Below are 17,363 nucleotides of genomic sequence, written 5' to 3'. Positions count from 1 at the left end.
ATGTGGCGCAAATGGGGCAGGTTCTTTGCACAATTGCCAAGCGGCTCGACTTGGTCCGGACCGTGCTGCAGAGCAGCATGAAGCGTCTCACAAGCATAGATCCCCCCTCATCGCCACCGACAGCGGTGATACCCTACGGCTAATTCGCTGACGTTCAATTCAAACAACACGTATAGTTCTTGGAATTTTTATTAATTACCCCGAAACTCAAATTCTATTGGGAAAACTTTTGCGACCGCGAAAGTCATTTAATTGCATTTTAACTGTATGATGCCATCGCATCTGTCTTATTTTTGCCTTGAAATCTGCGCGGGCCTGTCACCAGTTCGAATGCCGGTGTGGCGAAAACGCTACAGACTCCGTCAACGCTTTCTGCTTATATCCAGCCACTGTGATTTTCCGGTTTTTGGAGTATCGAACTATGAAAATGCGTTTGGCCCTCGCGGCTCTCCTCCTCACCTCGACCTCGGCTTTCGCTGCCGACCTGGCTCCCCAGGCTGTCGAGCCGGTCGCTCCGGTCGTCGCTCCCGTCTACAACTGGACCGGCTTCTACGCTGGTATCCATGCTGGCGCTGCCATCGGCCAGGGCAAGATTGACCACGCCAAGCTCAATGGCACCGGTTTCCTCGGCGGCGTGCATGCCGGCTACAATGCCCAGTTCGACGGCGGCTGGGTCGTTGGTCTCGAGACCGACATCGACTATTCGAGCGTCAAGAAGTCCAAGGCTGTCACCGATGGCGACATCGTCACTCGCGCCACCCTCAAGAACGAGTGGCAGGGTTCGACCCGCGCTCGCTTCGGCTATGCCTTCGACAACATCCTGCCCTACGTGACGGGCGGTGTTGCCTACGGCAACGTCAAGACCAGCATTGCCGGCGTTGGTTCCAAGACCGACACCCGCGTGGGTTGGACCGCTGGCGCTGGCGTCGAATACGCCATCGACCAGAACTGGATCGTTCGCGGCGAAGCCCGCTATGTCGACCTCGGAGACAAGAGCAGCACCTTCGGCGGCACTCGCCACAAGGTGAAGTTCAACTCCACCGACCTGACCCTCGGCGTGAGCTACAAGTTCTGATCCGCGTATCTGGATCATTGCGTAAGGAAGAGCCCGGCGGAAGCCGGGCTTTTTCTTTTGCCGGTATCGGGTTGCAAAACAGCCACGCCGAAACGCTGGCTATCGTTATGGCACGGCGCCGCACGCCACGGTCAGCTCCCAGGGCGGCTCGAAGCAAGTTCCGGGACAAAATTCGTTCTGACCGAGCCATTCCTTCGACTGCGCTCGCCGCTCACCAGAACATTTTGCGATTCCTGGCGATTCGTTCCGTTCCGACCGTGGGACGTTCCAGTTCCCTCTCGCCCCTACGCCGGGGTGTACTGGTGCCGAACCAACCTTCGGCAAGACCGGCCTCTGTCGCGCAACGGCCGATGCAAAGCACAACTCGACACTATACTTGGCTTGAAGATGGCACAATTGTCACGGATCGGCGCCACCCCATTGCAACGCGGCCGTACATCTGAATTTAATTTCAAATTTCTTCGAATTTAATTATTACATTCATAAATCTAATACAATTTTAACCTTATCTCAATGGGTCCGTTTTTGGATTTTCGAAACAAGCACGACTCCAGCTTCGTTCGTTTGTCTAGCACTGTGACCGGAATGCTACAGACTCCCAGGACGGTTTCTGTTTATATGCTCCCACACTGAATTTCCGGCCCTGGAGTCCTAGTAATGAAAATGCGTTTGGCCCTCGCGGCTCTCCTCCTCACCTCGACCTCGGCTTTCGCCGCCGATCTGGCTCCCCAGGCTGTCGAGCCGGTCGCTCCGGTCGTCGCTCCCGTCTACAACTGGACCGGCTTCTACGCTGGTGTCCACGCCGGTGCACTGATCGGCCAGGGCAAGGTTGACCATGCCAAGTTCGACGGTGCAGGCTTCCTCGGCGGCGTGCATGCCGGCTATAATGCGCAGTTCGACGGCGGCTGGGTCGTTGGTCTTGAGACCGACATCGACTATTCGAGCTTCAAGAAGTCGAAGTCGATCACCGATGGCGAAGTCGTTGCCCGCGGCACCCTCAAGAACGAGTGGATGGGCTCGACCCGCGCTCGCTTCGGCTATGCCTTCGACAATATCCTGCCCTACGTGACGGGCGGTGTTGCTTACGGCAACGTCAAGACCAGCATTGCCGGCGTGGGTTCCAAGACCGACACCCGCGTGGGTTGGACCGCTGGCGCCGGCGTCGAATACGCCATCGACCCGAACTGGATCGTTCGTGGCGAAGCCCGCTATATCGACCTCGGCGACAAGAGCGTCACCATTGCCGGCGACCGCACGAAGGTGAAGTTCGACGCCGTCGACCTGAATCTCGGCGTGAGCTACAAGTTCTGATCCGCGTATCTGGATCAATGTGCAGGAAAAGCCCGGCGAAAGCCGGGCTTTTTCTTTTCCGGACCATGAACCGAATATCGCCACATGTCGGGGTACAGCTGGCGGGAATACTGACAAGGACATCTCCTGCGGCGACCTCGCTTCGATGCATGGTCCTGCAGTCATTATTTTCTTCGTCTCATCAAGTCATATTGAAAGCTCTTCATGTCCGCCGTTCGGGATACGCCCTCCCTTCTTCGCCACAGCGACTTCGGACTGTTCTGGACGGCCCGCGTGTTTTCCACCGGCTGTTTCCAGATCATCTCCGTGGTGATCGGCTGGCAGATCTATGATCTCACCCGTTCAGCCCTTCATCTCGGCCTCGTCGGCCTCTGCCAATTCCTGCCAATGCTGGTGCTGTTCATTCCGGCCGGCCATATCGCAGACCGCTTCGACCGTCGTACCGTCGTGCGTTGCTGCCAGATGGTGGCGGGATCGACGGGGGCAGGACTCGCTTTTGCTTCCTGGCAAGGCATGATCAGCCCAGCGATCATTTTCGCCGCCGCCGTCGTGATCGGCGCCTGTCGCACTTTCGAGATGCCGACGACGGCCGCCCTGCTCCCGATGATCGTCAGCCCCCGCCAATTGCCGCGCGCGCTGGCCCTGTCGGCCTCAGCCATTCAGACCGCCACCATCATCGGTCCCGCTTTGGGAGGCCTGCTCTACATCGTCGGCCCCGGCCCAGCCTATCTTTTCGTCGCGTGCTTCTACGGCCTAGCCTCGATCCTGGTTTCACGGCTCCGGATCCTCGTGCCGCCCGCCGCACGCGAACCGGCGACCCTCAAATCGGTGTTTTCGGGCTTCTCCTTCATCAGGAGCCGGCCGATCATCCTTGGAGCGATCTCGCTCGACATGGTCGCGGTGCTGCTCGGTGGCGCCACGGCCCTGCTGCCGATCTATGCCCGCGACATTCTCCACACCAATGCCTTCGGCCTCGGCGTGCTCAGGGCATCCCCGGCCCTCGGCGCCCTGTCCATGTCCCTGATCCTGGCGCGTTGGCCGCTGGAGCGGCGGGTTGGTCTGAAGATGTTCGGGGCCGTCGCGGTGTTCGGCCTCGCCACCATCGTCTTCGGCCTGTCGTCCTGGTTTGCACTATCGCTGCCGGCGCTGGTGGTGATGGGCGCCGCCGACGTCGTCAGCGTGGTGGTGCGTTCAACCCTGGTCCAGCTCGGCACGCCCGACGCAATGCGGGGGCGGGTCAGTGCCGTCAACGCCATGTTCGTCGGCACCTCCAACCAGTTGGGAGAGTTCGAATCGGGCCTTACCGCTGCCCTGTTCGGCCCGGTGGAGGCCGTGGTGCTCGGCGGCCTGGGCACGACCCTCGTTGCCCTGGCCTGGTCGCGCCTGTTCAAGTCGCTGCGCGATGCCGATCGTTTCCCAAGCAGGAGCGCGTGAAGGGGAGGCTCTCCCCTCCTCCACGATCGGCGCAAGCACCTCACACGACATGCCTCGACAAGTCGCCCCGGCCTGCCCATGGTGCTGGCATGCGCACGTCCTCCTTCAAACGCGATTCGAAGCCGACTCCTCCCGGTGAAGTGCCTACGGATCTGACGATCTCCGGCATTATCGACCGGGTGACCTATCACAATGCCGAAAACGGCTTCGCCGTGCTCCGCGTCAAGGTGAAGGGACGCAAGGACCTGGCCACCGTGATCGGCCGCACAGCGGCCATCGCTCCCGGCGAAAAACTCGAGGCGGAAGGGCGCTGGAGCATCGATCCCGAGCGAGGCCTGCAGTTCCGTGCCGATGCCATCCGCACCACGCCGCCCGGCTCCGCATCCGGTATCGAGCGCTACCTTGCCTCCGGCCTGGTCCGCGGCATCGGCCAGGAAACCGCCAAGAAGCTGGTGGCAGCCTTCGGCAAGGACACGCTCAAGGTCCTCGACAGCGAACCGGACCGGCTGAGCGAGGTGGCGGGCCTGTCGCCCCAACGCATCCGCCTGATCCGAGAGGGCTGGAGCGCCCAGCAGGAGTTCCGTGACGTCCTGGTCTTTCTTACCGAGCACGGGCTCGGGGCGACGCGTGCCGCCAGCGTGCAGAAGGCGCTCGGCACCAATGCGGTCGAACTGATCAAGGCCGATCCCTACCGGCTGTCACGCGAAGTCAAGGGGTTCGACTTCCGCACCGCCGACCAGTTTGCCCTCAGTCTCGGGCATGAGCGCGAGGATCCCTCGCGCCTCACTGCCGGCCTGCTCTGGGCGCTGGGCGAGGGCGCCACCAACGGCCATTGCGGCGTACCGCGCGAAGCCCTGTTCGAACGGGCCGGCCGTGTGCTGGAGGTGGACGACTATCTCTTCAACGATGCCGCCACCCGCCTGCTGCAGACCCGCTTGATCATCGGCGACACCATCGAGGGGGCCCCGTCCTACTTCCTGCCGGCGCTGTGGAACGCGGAGGAGGCCGTTGCCACCAGGCTGAAGCAGATGGCCGGCGGCAGCCCGCCCTGGCGTCAGGAGGGCCTGCACCAGGCGGTGCTGGATACCGAAGCTCGCACCCGCAAGCGTCTCGCCCCCGCCCAGGCGCTCGCGGTGGAGACGGCCCTCGCTTCCAAGCTGCTGGTGATCACTGGTGGCCCGGGCGTCGGCAAGACCACCATCATCGACACCATCATCAAGGCGCTCGAGCGCAAGGATGTGACGATCGCCCTGTGCGCGCCGACCGGCCGCGCCGCCAAGCGCATGGCCGAAAGCACCGGCCAGGAGGCCAAGACCATCCATCGCCTGCTCGAAATCGATCCGGTCTCGGGCACGTTCCGCCGACAGCGGGCCTATCCGCTCGATGCCGACCTCGTCATCGCCGACGAGGCCAGCATGATCGACATCGAGCTGATGCGCGCCTTGCTCGATGCCCTTTCACCGCGTGCCGCGCTGGTTCTGGTGGGTGATGCCGACCAGTTGCCCTCGGTCGGCCCCGGCCAGGTTCTGGCCGATATCATCGCCTCCCAAGTCATTCCCGTGGTGCGGCTCACCGAAGTGTTCCGCCAGGCCGAAACCAGCCGCATCATTGCCGCGGCCCATGCCGTCAATCACGGCGAGGTGCCGGAAGGCGCCAAAAGTCCCGATGACGGCGATTTCTTCGTCGTCGACATGGCGACGGCCGAGGATGGCGCCAACAAGGTGATCGACATCGTCACCAACCGCCTGCCGCGCCGCTTTGGCCTCGATCCTGTCAGGGACATCCATGTGCTGACACCGATGAACAAGGGGCCACTGGGTTCGCAGACGCTGACGCAAGCGCTGCGCGAGGTCCTCAATCCGGCCCGCGAAGGCGCGATCGTGCGCGAATTCGGTACCTTCGCCCCGCATGACAAGGTCATGCAGATCGACAATGACTATGATCGTGAAATCTTCAACGGCGATATCGGCTTCGTCACCCGCACGGATGTGAAGGCGGGGCAGCTCACCGTCACCTTCGACGGACGCGACGTCCACTACACCACCGCGCAGCTCGACAGCCTGGTGCCGGCCTATGCCACCACCATCCACAAGGCCCAGGGCTCGGAATATCCGGCGGTGGTGGTGGTGATCTCCAACGCCCATTATCCGATGCTGGCGCGCAACCTGCTCTATACGGCGATTACCCGCGGCAAGCGGCTGGTGGTGGTGGTCGCCGAAAGACGCGCCCTGAGGCTGGCGGCGGAAAATGCCATGGGGCGTCGGCGCTGGACCCGGCTCCGCGAAAAATTGGCTGCGCCCGCGCCGGATGTTTCCTGAAGAACCCTTGCCGTCATGGTACGGCGTTATACAAACATCTTGCAGAGATCGGCAAAGATGGGGGGCGGGAATGTTGCGGCGAGCCATGATTGGCGCCTGGGTGCTGGCGGCTTCGGCCGTTCCGATCGGTTCGGCTTCCGCCCAGACGAAACCGGCGCCCGCCGCGCCGGCACCGGCCGCTCCCCTCGATGCCGCTTTCGAAGCTGCCAAGGCGGCGGCTGCAGCGATGGGAGCGGGAGATTTCGCCTCCATCCAGCAGGACCTGATCTGGACCGGCGATCTCAACTCCCTGCCATCGGGCGAGATGGGCAAGCGCAGCTATGAGGCGATCCGCGCCTTCCAGAAGCGCATCAAGGCCAAGGAAACCGGCATATTCACGCCGCCCCAACGCATCACCCTCGCCCAGCACGCCGCCAAATTCACGGCGCGCTACGGCTTTACGACAATCACCGAACGCGGCATCACCCTGGGCTATCCGGCCAAGCTCACCACCGAGCGCACGGAAGGCAAGAACGGCCCCCATTTCGCCACCCCCAAGAACGACACCAAGGGGAACGACGTCACCCTCGACATCCTCGCCATCCCGGCCGAGAAGGAGAGCTTCGAGGCCCTGTTCACCCGCCTCAAGACGGAGCGGCCCGGGCGCAAGGTGACCTATTCGCTGCTGCGCCCGGATTTCCTGGTGGTCGCCGGCAGCAATGACGGCAAGAGCTTCTATCTGCGTTTCGTCAAGACCGACACCGATTCACGCGGCTTCGCCCTCGGCTGGGACCCGGCGCTTTCCCCCGGCTTCGATCGGGTTTCCATTGCAATGGCCTCTTCGATGAAATTGGCCGATGGCGGCAAGCCGGCTGCAGTGGCTCCGCCGATCTTCAAGCCCGCCGACAAGCCGGCTCCCCCACCCGAACCGCCGAAGCCGACCGGTCCGCCTGTGCCCTTGCCATCAGGCGCCTCGACGGCGGCCAAAACCGGCCCGGGCACGCTGGTGTCGCCGAACGGCGATATCCTGACCTATGCCGGCCTGGTGGCGGGATGCGAAACGGTGACGCTGCAGGGCGGCGCCCCGGCCAAGGTGGTCGCCGGCGATCTCGGCAATGACGTCGCGCTGGTCCGGGCCAACCCAGCTCCAGGCCCGGCACCGCTCGCCTGGCGGCAGCCGGCGCTGGCGCAAGGTGATGCTGTCGCCCTGCTGTCCGGCTCCGCCCCGGTCGCCACCACCATCACGGCACTGGTTGGCAGCAATGACGACAGTCGCCGCGTATCGCTCGCAACGGGCGCCCCCGGCGCCTTGATCGACAAGGATGGCGCCTTGGCAGGCCTTGCCGCCGCCAATGGCGATCCGACAGCCTTGAAGGGCCTGTTCGTCACCGCCTTCCTGCGCGCCAGCGGCGTCACGCCTCCCGAGCGCGGCGGCGACCCGAGCAAAGCCACCGTCACGCTGACCTGCACGCCGAAGCCATAGAGCAAGGGGGTGCCTACAGGCCGGTGCATTACTTGCGTATCTCGCCCTCCGCGCCGCGATGGTAAGAAAAGACCGCCGCCCTTCTTGGCAAATTTCGGCACTTCGCTACGACAGGTCCCGGTGCATCGTCACTTGCACTTTTCATTATTGCCAAACGCCAATCCATTGTAACAAATGATCCAGAGTTCGGCCTCGCCTCCAAACCTGTCGACGAAGGTCCCTGCGGGCGGATCTCGGCGGGCAAGGGTCTCGAGGGAAACGGCCGGCTTGCTGTTCGGGCTGAGGTAAAACCTAAAATGTTTCGACTGAAAGCGATCGCCGCTTCCCTCGGAAGAGTTTCCCGGCGTGGCCCATCGGGGGGGCTCGGCAGGAAACTCTGCCTGGCTGTGGTCCTTGCCTTGGCCGCGCCCCATGCTGCCCAAAGCCAGGAAGCCACCTTCCCCTCCGCCCAGGCGGCGGCCAATCAGTTGAGCGCCCAGCAGATCGCCAATCTGCAGGAAGACCTGGCCTGGGCCGGCATGTTTTCGGAAGAGAACTCTCCGCCGGTTTCGGGGATTTTCTACAACGCCACCTACCAGGCCATCCGCCAATATCAACGCAGCAACAACCTGCCTGAAACGGGGGCGCCCAGTGCGGCCCTGGTCAGCGAACTGGACGGCCGGGTTGCTTCGATCCGGCGGACGGCCAACCTCAAAACCCTGGAAAATGGTGTCCTGAAGATCAGCTATCCAGCCGGCGTGCTGACCAAACAGCAGACGGTCAAAGGAGAGACGCGCTACACGACGCCCTCGGGCGACGCGCTGGTCCAATTGATCAATATGACGGGATCGCGCGAACGGCTCGACCAGATGTTCGCCGACATGAAGAAGGGCGCCGGCAAGGTCAAATATTCCGTCATGCTCGATGATCAGGGCGAAGGACAGCCTACCCGTTTCGTGATCGTCGGCGGCGACGCCAAATTCACCATCTATACGAGTATCGCACAGAAGGATGATGCGATCGTCGGCTTCATCGCCAGCTGGGACCGCAAGAAACGGCCGGATTTTCGCAACAGCGCCATCGTCATGGGCCTCTCGATCCGGCCGAAGACCGTTGCCAATCCCTATACCGCCGCAGCGGCGGGACAGAACCCGAAGGGCACCATCGCGATGCCCACTGCCGAGCTGAACCGGCAACTCGACATCTGCGCCAAAGCGAAGGACGCTGCCGAGATCGTCACCGCCTGCACGGCGGCACTGTCGGCCAGCACGCTGCTGGCGGCCAACCGGCCGACCGTCCTCTACAATCGTTCCGTCGGATACAACAGGCAGAACAAGGCCGATCTGGCTCTCGCCGATCTCGACCAGGCCATCGCCCTCGATCCGGACCAGGCGAGTTATTACACGCAGCGCGGGCATGTCCGCTACGGCCAGTCGAAATATGACGCCGCGGTGGCAGATTATAGCCAGGCCCTTGCCAAGAAAACGCCGGCGGCGGCCGACTATACCAATCGCGGCAACAGCTATTATGGCCTGGAGGATTACCAGAAAGCCGTCGCCGACTATGACGCATCGCTGCGCCTGGATCCGAACGATATCGACACTCACGCCCTTCGCGGCTCTGCGCTGCTGAGGCTGAGCCGGCCGGCAGAAGCCATGACCGATCTGAACTTCACTATCGAGCGGGGTGGCGACAAGGTCGGCGCCGGCGACTACAAGAATCGCGGAGAGGCGCTGGCCGAGCTTGGCCGCGCCGAAGAAGGCAGGCCTGATTTCGCCAAGGCAGAAGCCATCGCCACCGCGAAGATCGAGACGGACAATTACAATTTCGTCTATCGTGCCTTCGTTCGTGCCTTCACTGGCAATGCCGAGGGAGCCATTGCCGATGCAGACAAATATCTATCCATCGACCCTAAGGCCAGCGAAGCCCTTCATGCACGCGCACTGGGCAATGTCGCCAAGCAAGATTTCACCAAGGCGCTCGCCGATTTCTCCCAGGCCATCAGCATGGGGCGCAAGCGTTTGTTCATCCAGCGCCAGCGCGGTGATGTCTATTTGACGACCGGCCAGCCTGAACAGGCGATCGCAGATTACCAGGCCCAACTCAATCTTACACCCGGCAACGCCCTCGCCATGGTCGGCCTCGAAAAGGCCAGGCAAGCGATGGCTGCCAAACTCCTGGCAACCGCAGGTACCCCGCAGGGCAACAATGCACCAGCCACGGCCGGTTCACCGCAGGTGGCTGCACTGGCCGCCCTGCAACCTCCGGCCAAAGCCGAGCTTGGTCGCCGGGTGGCCCTGGTGATCGGCAATTCCAACTACGCCAATGTCGCCGCCCTGCCGAACCCGAAGAACGACGCCGCCAAGGTCGCCGACACCCTGCGCAAGATCGGCTTTGCCGAGGTGACACTGGCTGAAGACACCGATTTCCGCAGCCTCAACCGCGCCCTGCAGGATTTCGCCAGCCAGGCCGACGGGGCCGATTGGGCGGTGATCTACTATGCCGGCCATGGCATCGAGATCGCCAACACCAATTATCTGGTGCCGGTCGATGCCAAGCTCGCCTCGGATCGCGACGTCACCTTCGAGGCCGTGCCGCTCGACCGGGTGATGGCCGCCAGCGAAGGCGCCAAGGGCATGCGCCTGGTCATCCTCGATGCCTGCCGCAACAATCCCTTCCTGGCCAACATGACCCGCAAGACGGCAACGCGCGCCGTCTCGCGCGGCCTCAGCCGGGTCGAGCCGGATGGCGGTACGCTCGTGGTCTATGCCGCCAAGGCCGGCGAGGTCGCCCTCGACGGCAGTGGCGGCAACTCGCCCTTCGTCACCGCCCTCACCACCAACCTGCAGAAGCCCGGCATCGAGATCGGCAAGCTGTTCCGCCTGGTGCGCGACGATGTGATGAAGGCGACCGACCGCAAGCAGGAACCCTTCACCTATGGCTCCCTGCCCGGCGAAGATTTCATCTTCAATCCGGGCTGAGGACAACAGGCATGAGTCGGAGTGAGAAACCGGAAACCGCCGCAATGCGTCGATTGAAACCGCCCATTCTCGGAACACTCCTTGCCGTGATCCTCGGCACGAGCTTGGCCGCCGCCACGACGGCCCAGGGGCAAACGAAACTCACGGCCACCGAGCTGCAGCGCTATATCGATATCTGCTTCAAGGCCAAGGATGGCAACGAAAACGTCGCAGCCTGCACGGCCGCCCTCTCCGCCGGCGAGAAGCAATTGTCGAAACCCAACCGCGCTATGGTGCTCTATAGCCGCGCGATCGGTTATACCAAGCTCCAGCAATTCGACCCGGCGGTTGCCGATGTCACCAAGGGGCTGACTCTCACCCCTCAATCGGCGAAACACTATACGCTACGCGCACTCCTCTACAGAAAACAGGGCAAGAACGACTTGGCTCTCGCCGATTTCAAAGAGGCGGTCAATAAGGGAGCGAAGGGCGCAGGAGACTATGCCGACCGTGGCAGGAGTTATTTCGACGTCGGCGATTATGAAAAGGCACTTGGCGACTTCGATACCTCCCTGCGCACGGCACCCGACAATGCCATGGTTCACGGCTACCGTGGCGTGGCGCTGCTGAGATTGGGCCGGGTCAACGAGGCTGTCACCGACCTCACCTTTCAGATCGAGAAGGGAGGAAACAATGTCATCCCGGGCGATTACACCCATCGCGGCTTTGCTCTGATCGAATTGGGTAAAGCGGACGAAGCAAAGGCCGATTTCGCCAAGGCCGAAGCGCTTGCCACAGGAAAGATCGAAGGAACCAGTACGCCGGAGGCATATTGGTATGTCGACCGCGCCTTCGCGCGGGCGCTCGGAGACAATCCGGACGGCGCCGTCGCCGATATCTCCCGCTATCTGTCGACCCAGGCCCAGACCGCCGATGCCTTTCAAGCCCGGGCCCTCGCCTATGCAGCCAAACGGAACTACCGGGATGCGTTGGCCGATTTTTCCCAGGCCATCAATCTGGATCGGAAGAAATTGTTCATCCTACGCCAGCGCGGCGATGTCTATCTGGCCGCTGGGCAGCCCGAACTGGCAATCGCCGACTATCAGGCCCAGCTGAGCCAGATAGCTGGGAACGCCCTGGCCATGACCGGGCTCGAAAAGGCCAAGCAGGCCATGGCCGCCAAGCTGCAGGCTTCCGCCACGCCGCCACAGAGTAACAGTGCCTCAACCACCGGCGGCGCCCCGCCATCCCAGGCCAAAGCCGAGCTCGGCCGCCGGGTCGCGCTGGTGATCGGCAATTCCAACTATGCCAATGTCGCCGCCCTGCCGAACCCGAAGAACGACGCCGCCAAGGTTGCCGACACCCTGCGCAAGATCGGCTTTACCGAGGTGACGCTGGCGGAGGACACCGATTTCCGCAGCCTCAACCGCGCCCTGCAGGACTTCGCCAGCCAGGCCGACGGGGCCGATTGGGCGGTGATCTATTATGCCGGCCATGGCATCGAGATCGCCAACACCAATTATCTGGTGCCGGTCGATGCCAAGCTCGCCTCCGATCGCGACGTCACCTTCGAGGCCGTGCCGCTCGATCGGGTGATGACCGCCAGCGAAGGCGCCAAGGGCATGCGTCTGGTCATCCTCGATGCCTGCCGCAACAATCCCTTCCTGGCCAACATGACCCGCAAGACGGCAACGCGCGCCGTCTCGCGCGGCCTCAGCCGGGTCGAGCCGGATGGCGGCACGCTCGTCGTCTATGCCGCCAAGGCCGGCGAGGTCGCCCTCGACGGCAGCGGCGGCAACTCGCCCTTCGTCACCGCCCTCACCACCAACCTGCAGAAGCCCGGCATCGAAATCGGCAAGCTGTTTCGCCTGGTGCGCGACGACGTGATGAAGACGACCGACCGCAAGCAGGAGCCCTTCACCTATGGCTCCCTGCCCGGCGAAGACTTCATCTTCAATCCGGGCTGAGGGCTGGAGTGTGGACCATCCATGTTCTCCAGGGAACTGCAGCTTCCCGCAGTTATGGCGAGAAGCTCCAAGGTGCAGGAATGCGCCCAAGCTCAGGCCCCTGCGGCCTGACGATCAAAATCTTGGCCAAACCTATCGATCCGGGGTTCCCCAATGTTGCGCTTGAAGACGATCGCCGCCCTGATCGGGCTGACGCTGGCCATCGCCACTCCGGCCGCGGCGCAGATCATCGACTATGCCCGCTTCGAGAAAGCCAAGCGGATCGGCGATCAATTGAGCAGCACGCAACTGCGCCAGCTGCAATCCGACCTGTCGTGGAACACCGGCTACAACAGCCTTACCAATTTCCCCCTCTGGGGCAGTTTTGACGAAGCGACCTTCGTCGCGATCCGGAATTTCCAATCACACAATCTGAGAAGCCTGAACATCAAGCCGCTCGAGGAAAACAGCATCCCCTCGCCCGAGTTGATCAAGCTCGCCCGCACCAAGGCGGCCAAGCAGAAAGCTCTGCTCGACTTCAGGACCGCCAGTGCCCAGGGCATGACCATCGACTATCCGGCCTCGCTGCTGCCGGCCCGTGAGGAAACGCCGACGGGCCTGCGCCTGCGGGCGCCGCGCTGGGACATGAGCGTGGAACTACAGGCCTTTTCGGCAGGAGACATGCCATTCGAGGCGCGATTCGAGGCTATGAAGGCCACGCCGGAGGTGACCCGAATCGTCCAGGCCAAGCTGTTCAAGGCACGGGCGGGGCGTAACCCGACCTATTTCGTGCTGTTCGGCACCAAGGACAGCCTGGGCTTTTATGCCCGCTTCATCAAGGGCGCCGACGGTTCGGCGCGGGGCATGATCATCCGCTGGAACGCCGACACCGGCAAGGACACCACACAGATGGTGGAGATGTTCGAGGCCTATGATGCCTTTGGGGTCATGATCGGCTCGCTGCGGCTGGATGACGACGACAGTGGCTCGGCAGCGGAGGCACCGCTTTCCGAGATCGCCGATCTCAGGGCCAATCGCCAGCTCTGCGGACAGGCCAAGGTGGCCGACGACATCGTCAAGGCCTGCAGCGACGTGCTGGCGGTGGGTGATCTGCTCCTGCCCCAAACGCTGGCCGTCACCAATTCGAACCGGGGCTGGGGCTTCTACCTCAAGGGCGACTACGACAAGGCCATCGCCGATTACAACGAAGCCATCGCCCTGCGCCAGGATGACGATCTCTCCTTCTCGGGGCGTGGCTATGCCCGCTTCGCCAAGGGCGACAATGCCCAGGCCATTGCCGATTTCGACCAGGCCCTGCGCCTGAAACCCACTCGGACGGAACTGCTGAGCTACCGCGCCTCCGCCGCCCTCAGGCTCGGCCGTCTGCAGGAAAGCGTCGACAACATCACTTCGGTGGTCGCCGGCGGCAAGGCCGCCACCCCCGACTACCTCAATCGCGGCGTGGCGCTGCTCGAGCTCGGCCGCAAGGACGAGGCCGCATCGGATCTGAGCCGCGCCGTCGACTCCGCCAGCGATGAACTGACGGCCGATCCCGGCAAGAATGCCTATAGCCTGATGTACCGCGCCATGGCCAAGGCCTATGGCAACGACCCGGATGGTGCCATCGCCGATGCGACGCGCTTCCTGTCGACCACGCAGCAATCCCCCGAAGCTTTCCACGCACGCGGGCTGGCCCAGGCGGCAAAGCAGGACTATGCCGCAGCCATCGTCGACTATACCCAGGCCATCAGCCTCGGGCGCAAGAGCTTCATCCTGCGCCAGCGCGGCGATGCCTATCTCGCTGCCGGCCAGCCCGACCTCGCTGCCGCCGACTATCTGGCGATGCTGCGCCAGTTTCCCTCCAATCCGCTTGCAGCCGCCGGCCTGGAAAAGGCCAAGCAGGCGCTGGTGCAGAAGTTCGGGTCCGCCAATCCGCCGGCGGCCGAACAGGCCACGCCGGCAACTTCGACACCGGCCCAGGCACCGGTGTCGATGGGCAGGCGCATCGCCCTCATCATCGGCAATGGTGCCTATACCGGCACCAGCCCCCTGCCCAATCCCAAGCGTGACGCGGCGCGGTTGGCCGAGACCTTCCGCAGCATCGGCTTCAGCGACGTCACTTTGGTGGAGGACCTCGACGTCCAGGGCTTCAACCGCGCCCTGCAAGAATTCTCGGACAAGGCGGCGCAGGCCGACTGGGCCGTGGTCTATTATGCCGGCCACGGCATGGAGGTCGACAATGTCAATTACCTCATCCCGGTCGATGCCAAGCTCGAGAAGGAGCGCGACATCCTGTTCGAAGCCGTACCGCTAGACCGGGTGATGGCAGCGGGCGAAGGCGCCAAGTCGCTGCGCCTGGTCATCCTCGACGCTTGCCGCAACAATCCCTTCGAGGGCTCGATGGCCAAGAAGAGCGCGACGCGGGCCGTCACGCGCGGCCTCAGCCGCGTCGAGCCTGACGGCGCGAGCCTGGTTGTCTATGCCGCCAAGGCCGGCCAGGTGGCGCTGGACGGGGCGGATGGCAATTCGCCCTTCGTCACCGCGCTCGACACCAATCTGCGCAAGCCCAATGTCGAGATCGGCAAGCTCTTCCGCCTGGTGCGCGACGATGTGATGAAGGCGACCGAACGCCAGCAGGAGCCCTTCACCTACGGTTCCCTGCCAGGCGAGGACTTCTTCTTCAATCCGGGGAAGTAGGGAGTGGGAGTCCGCTTCGAGAGGTTGAGCATCTCCCCTCATCCGGTTGCCGCCACCTTCTCCCGCAAGGGGAGAAGGGAATCTACCCGGCTTGCGTGATGTTCGGCGACGGGAGCCGCAATCCGACCTCAATAGTATCCCTTCTCCCCTTGCGGGTGTCGTCAACTCTATCGAGTTGACTAGAGGTCCCGGCAGGGGGATGAGGGGGGCCGGCGCGCGCGCCCTCAGACCTCGAAACAGGCGACCAGGCGATCGTGCTTCAGCTCCAGGCCCGGTCGTTCGTCCCGGCAATGCGGCTTGACGATCGGGCAGCGTGGATTGAAGGCGCAGCCCGTCGGCGGGGCGAAGGGCGAGGGCAATTCGCCCTGCAGCACGATGCGCTCGCGCTTGCGGTCGGGATCGGCCTGCGGCGTCGCCGACATCAGTGCCCTGGTATAGGGGTGCTGCGGCGCCGAGAACAGGGCGTCGCGCGTGCCCATCTCGACCGCCCGTCCCAGATACATCACCATCACGTCGTCGGCGATGTGGCGCACCACCGACAGGTCGTGGCTGATGAAGATATAAGCGAGCTTGAACTCCTGCTGCAGTTCGGCGAGCAAGTTGAGCACCTGCGCGCGCACCGAGACGTCCAGGGCCGAGACCGGCTCGTCCAGCACCAGGATCTTCGGCCTGAGCATCAGGGCCCTGGCAATGGCGATGCGCTGGCGCTGGCCGCCCGAGAACATATGTGGATAGCGCAGCGCCTGCTCAGGGCGCAGGCCGACCCGCTTCATCATGGCAAGGGCAGCTTCGCGCCGTTCGCCCGAGCTCATCCTGGTGTTGACCAGCAGGGGCTCCTCCAGCGCCTGCGCGATGGTCTGGCGCGGATTGAGAGAGCCGAAGGGGTTCTGGAACACGATCTGGATTTCGCGGCGCAGGGTCTTGCGCTGCTCCGCCGTCGCCAGCTTCACATCGATGCCACCGATGGTCAGCGATCCCGCACTGGGCTGCTCGATCATGGTCAGCAAACGCGCGAGGGTCGACTTGCCGCAGCCGGACTCACCCACCACCGCCAGCGTCTTGCCGGCATCGAGCGTGAAGCTCACGCCGGCCAGCGCCTTGACGGTCGCCGTGCCGCCGAACATGCCGCGCTTGACTTCATAGGAGCGCGCGAGATCACGCGCTTCGACGAGGACTGCCATCACACGGCCTCCATGCGGGCCGCTTCGCCACCAGTCAGCGGGTGGATGCACAAGGCCTGGTTATAGTCCACGCCGGCCCGCTTGGGCGGTGCGGCGCGGCATTCATCGGTGGCATAGGAACAGCGCGGCGAGAACAGGCAACCGCGGGGGCGGTCATACTGGCCGGGCACCACGCCGGGGATCGACGGCAGGATCTGCGAGGTGGCCCGCTCCGGCAAGGCTGCCAGCAGGGCTGATGTATAGGGATGGCGCGGCGTGTGGAACAAAGGCCCCGTCTTGGCCATCTCGACCTGCTGGCCGGCATATTGCACGACCACGCGCTCGGCCGTTTCGGCGACGACCCCCATGTCATGGGTGATCAGCACGACGGCCATGCCGCGTTCCTCGCGCAGCTTGACCAGGAGATCGAGGATCTGCGCCTGGATGGTGACGTCGAGCGCCGTCGTCGGCTCGTCCGCAATCAGCAGCTTGGGATTGCAGGAGATCGCCATGGCGATCATCACGCGCTGGCTCATGCCGCCCGACATCTGATGCGGGAAGGCCGACAGGCGGCGCGCCGGATCGGTGATGCCGACAGCCTTCAGCAGTTCCACCGCCCGGTCCCGCGCCTCGCGCCGCGATATCGACAGGTGGGCACGTATGGCCTCGGTGAGCTGAAAGCCGACCGTGAAGCAGGGATTGAGCGAGGTCATCGGCTCCTGGAAGATCATCGCCATGTCGCGGCCGATGATCTTGCGCCGTTCGCGCGGCGTGATCTTTTGCAGGTCCAGCCCGTTGAAGGCCAGCTTGTCGGCGGTGATGCGGGCCGTCTTGGGCAAGAGGCCCATCAGCGCCAGCATGGCGACCGACTTGCCGGACCCGGACTCGCCGACGATGGAGACGATCTCGCCCGGATCGATCGTGAGCGAGACCCCGTCCACGGCCCGGAAGAAGCCGTGCTTGACCTGGAATTCGACGGTGAGATTGGAGATTTCGAGCAGCGCCATGTCTATTCTTGCCC

At 63.5% G+C, this 17,363-nt stretch carries 10 protein-coding genes; 8 read left to right on the top strand and 2 right to left on the bottom strand.

The window, feature by feature from the left end:
* The first annotated feature begins 421 nt into the window (after positions 1-421).
* The 8 genes from ACIGJE_RS05815 to ACIGJE_RS05780 all read left to right on the top strand — a co-directional run bounded on the left by ACIGJE_RS05815 (position 422) and on the right by ACIGJE_RS05780 (position 15,182).
* Positions 422-1,075 (top strand): outer membrane protein, encoded by a 654-nt coding sequence (locus ACIGJE_RS05815; RefSeq protein ID WP_367623811.1) that lies wholly within the window; start codon positions 422-424, stop codon positions 1,073-1,075.
* Positions 1,076-1,732: 657 nt separating this feature from the next.
* Positions 1,733-2,386 carry an outer membrane protein gene (locus tag ACIGJE_RS05810; protein WP_415082514.1) on the top strand — a complete coding sequence of 218 codons (654 nt, stop codon included), beginning with the start codon at positions 1,733-1,735 and terminating at the stop codon, positions 2,384-2,386.
* Positions 2,387-2,590: 204 nt separating this feature from the next.
* A complete protein-coding gene (locus ACIGJE_RS05805; RefSeq protein ID WP_483679534.1) occupies positions 2,591-3,820 on the top strand; it encodes an MFS transporter in 1,230 nt (409 codons plus the stop codon).
* Between the two features lie 89 nt (positions 3,821-3,909).
* Positions 3,910-6,138: an SF1B family DNA helicase RecD2 gene (gene recD2, locus ACIGJE_RS05800; protein ID WP_483679532.1), complete on the top strand. Its 2,229-nt coding sequence runs from the start codon at positions 3,910-3,912 to the stop codon at positions 6,136-6,138.
* Between the two features lie 70 nt (positions 6,139-6,208).
* Positions 6,209-7,600 carry a S1 family serine peptidase gene (locus ACIGJE_RS05795; protein WP_415082508.1) on the top strand — a complete coding sequence of 464 codons (1,392 nt, stop codon included), beginning with the start codon at positions 6,209-6,211 and terminating at the stop codon, positions 7,598-7,600.
* A gap of 296 nt (positions 7,601-7,896) precedes the next feature.
* Entirely contained in the window at positions 7,897-10,560 is a 2,664-nt protein-coding gene (locus tag ACIGJE_RS05790; protein ID WP_483679530.1) for a caspase family protein, read from the top strand.
* A gap of 44 nt (positions 10,561-10,604) precedes the next feature.
* Positions 10,605-12,506, top strand: coding sequence for a caspase family protein (locus tag ACIGJE_RS05785; protein WP_483679528.1), 1,902 nt, complete (start codon positions 10,605-10,607; stop codon positions 12,504-12,506).
* Positions 12,507-12,659: 153 nt separating this feature from the next.
* Positions 12,660-15,182, top strand: a complete 2,523-nt coding sequence (locus ACIGJE_RS05780) for a caspase family protein (RefSeq protein ID WP_483679526.1) — start codon at positions 12,660-12,662, stop codon at positions 15,180-15,182.
* 224 nt (positions 15,183-15,406) lie between these two features.
* On the opposite strand, the gene ACIGJE_RS05775 is transcribed toward ACIGJE_RS05780, so the two are convergent.
* Together ACIGJE_RS05775 and ACIGJE_RS05770 are read right to left on the bottom strand one after the other, a co-directional pair.
* Entirely contained in the window at positions 15,407-16,363 is a 957-nt protein-coding gene (locus ACIGJE_RS05775) for a dipeptide ABC transporter ATP-binding protein (protein WP_311939126.1), read from the bottom strand.
* Complete coding sequence (locus tag ACIGJE_RS05770) at positions 16,363-17,349, bottom strand: ABC transporter ATP-binding protein (RefSeq protein ID WP_394312646.1); 987 nt, start codon at positions 17,347-17,349, stop codon at positions 16,363-16,365. The genes ACIGJE_RS05775 and ACIGJE_RS05770 overlap by 1 nt, the downstream gene beginning before the upstream one ends.
* Positions 17,350-17,363 lie beyond the last annotated feature (14 nt).

This window comes from Labrys sp. E2SS-1L (assembly GCF_057073705.1).
Note: the sequence above shows the minus strand (reverse complement) of the source record. Positions and strands in the feature narration are given on the sequence as shown.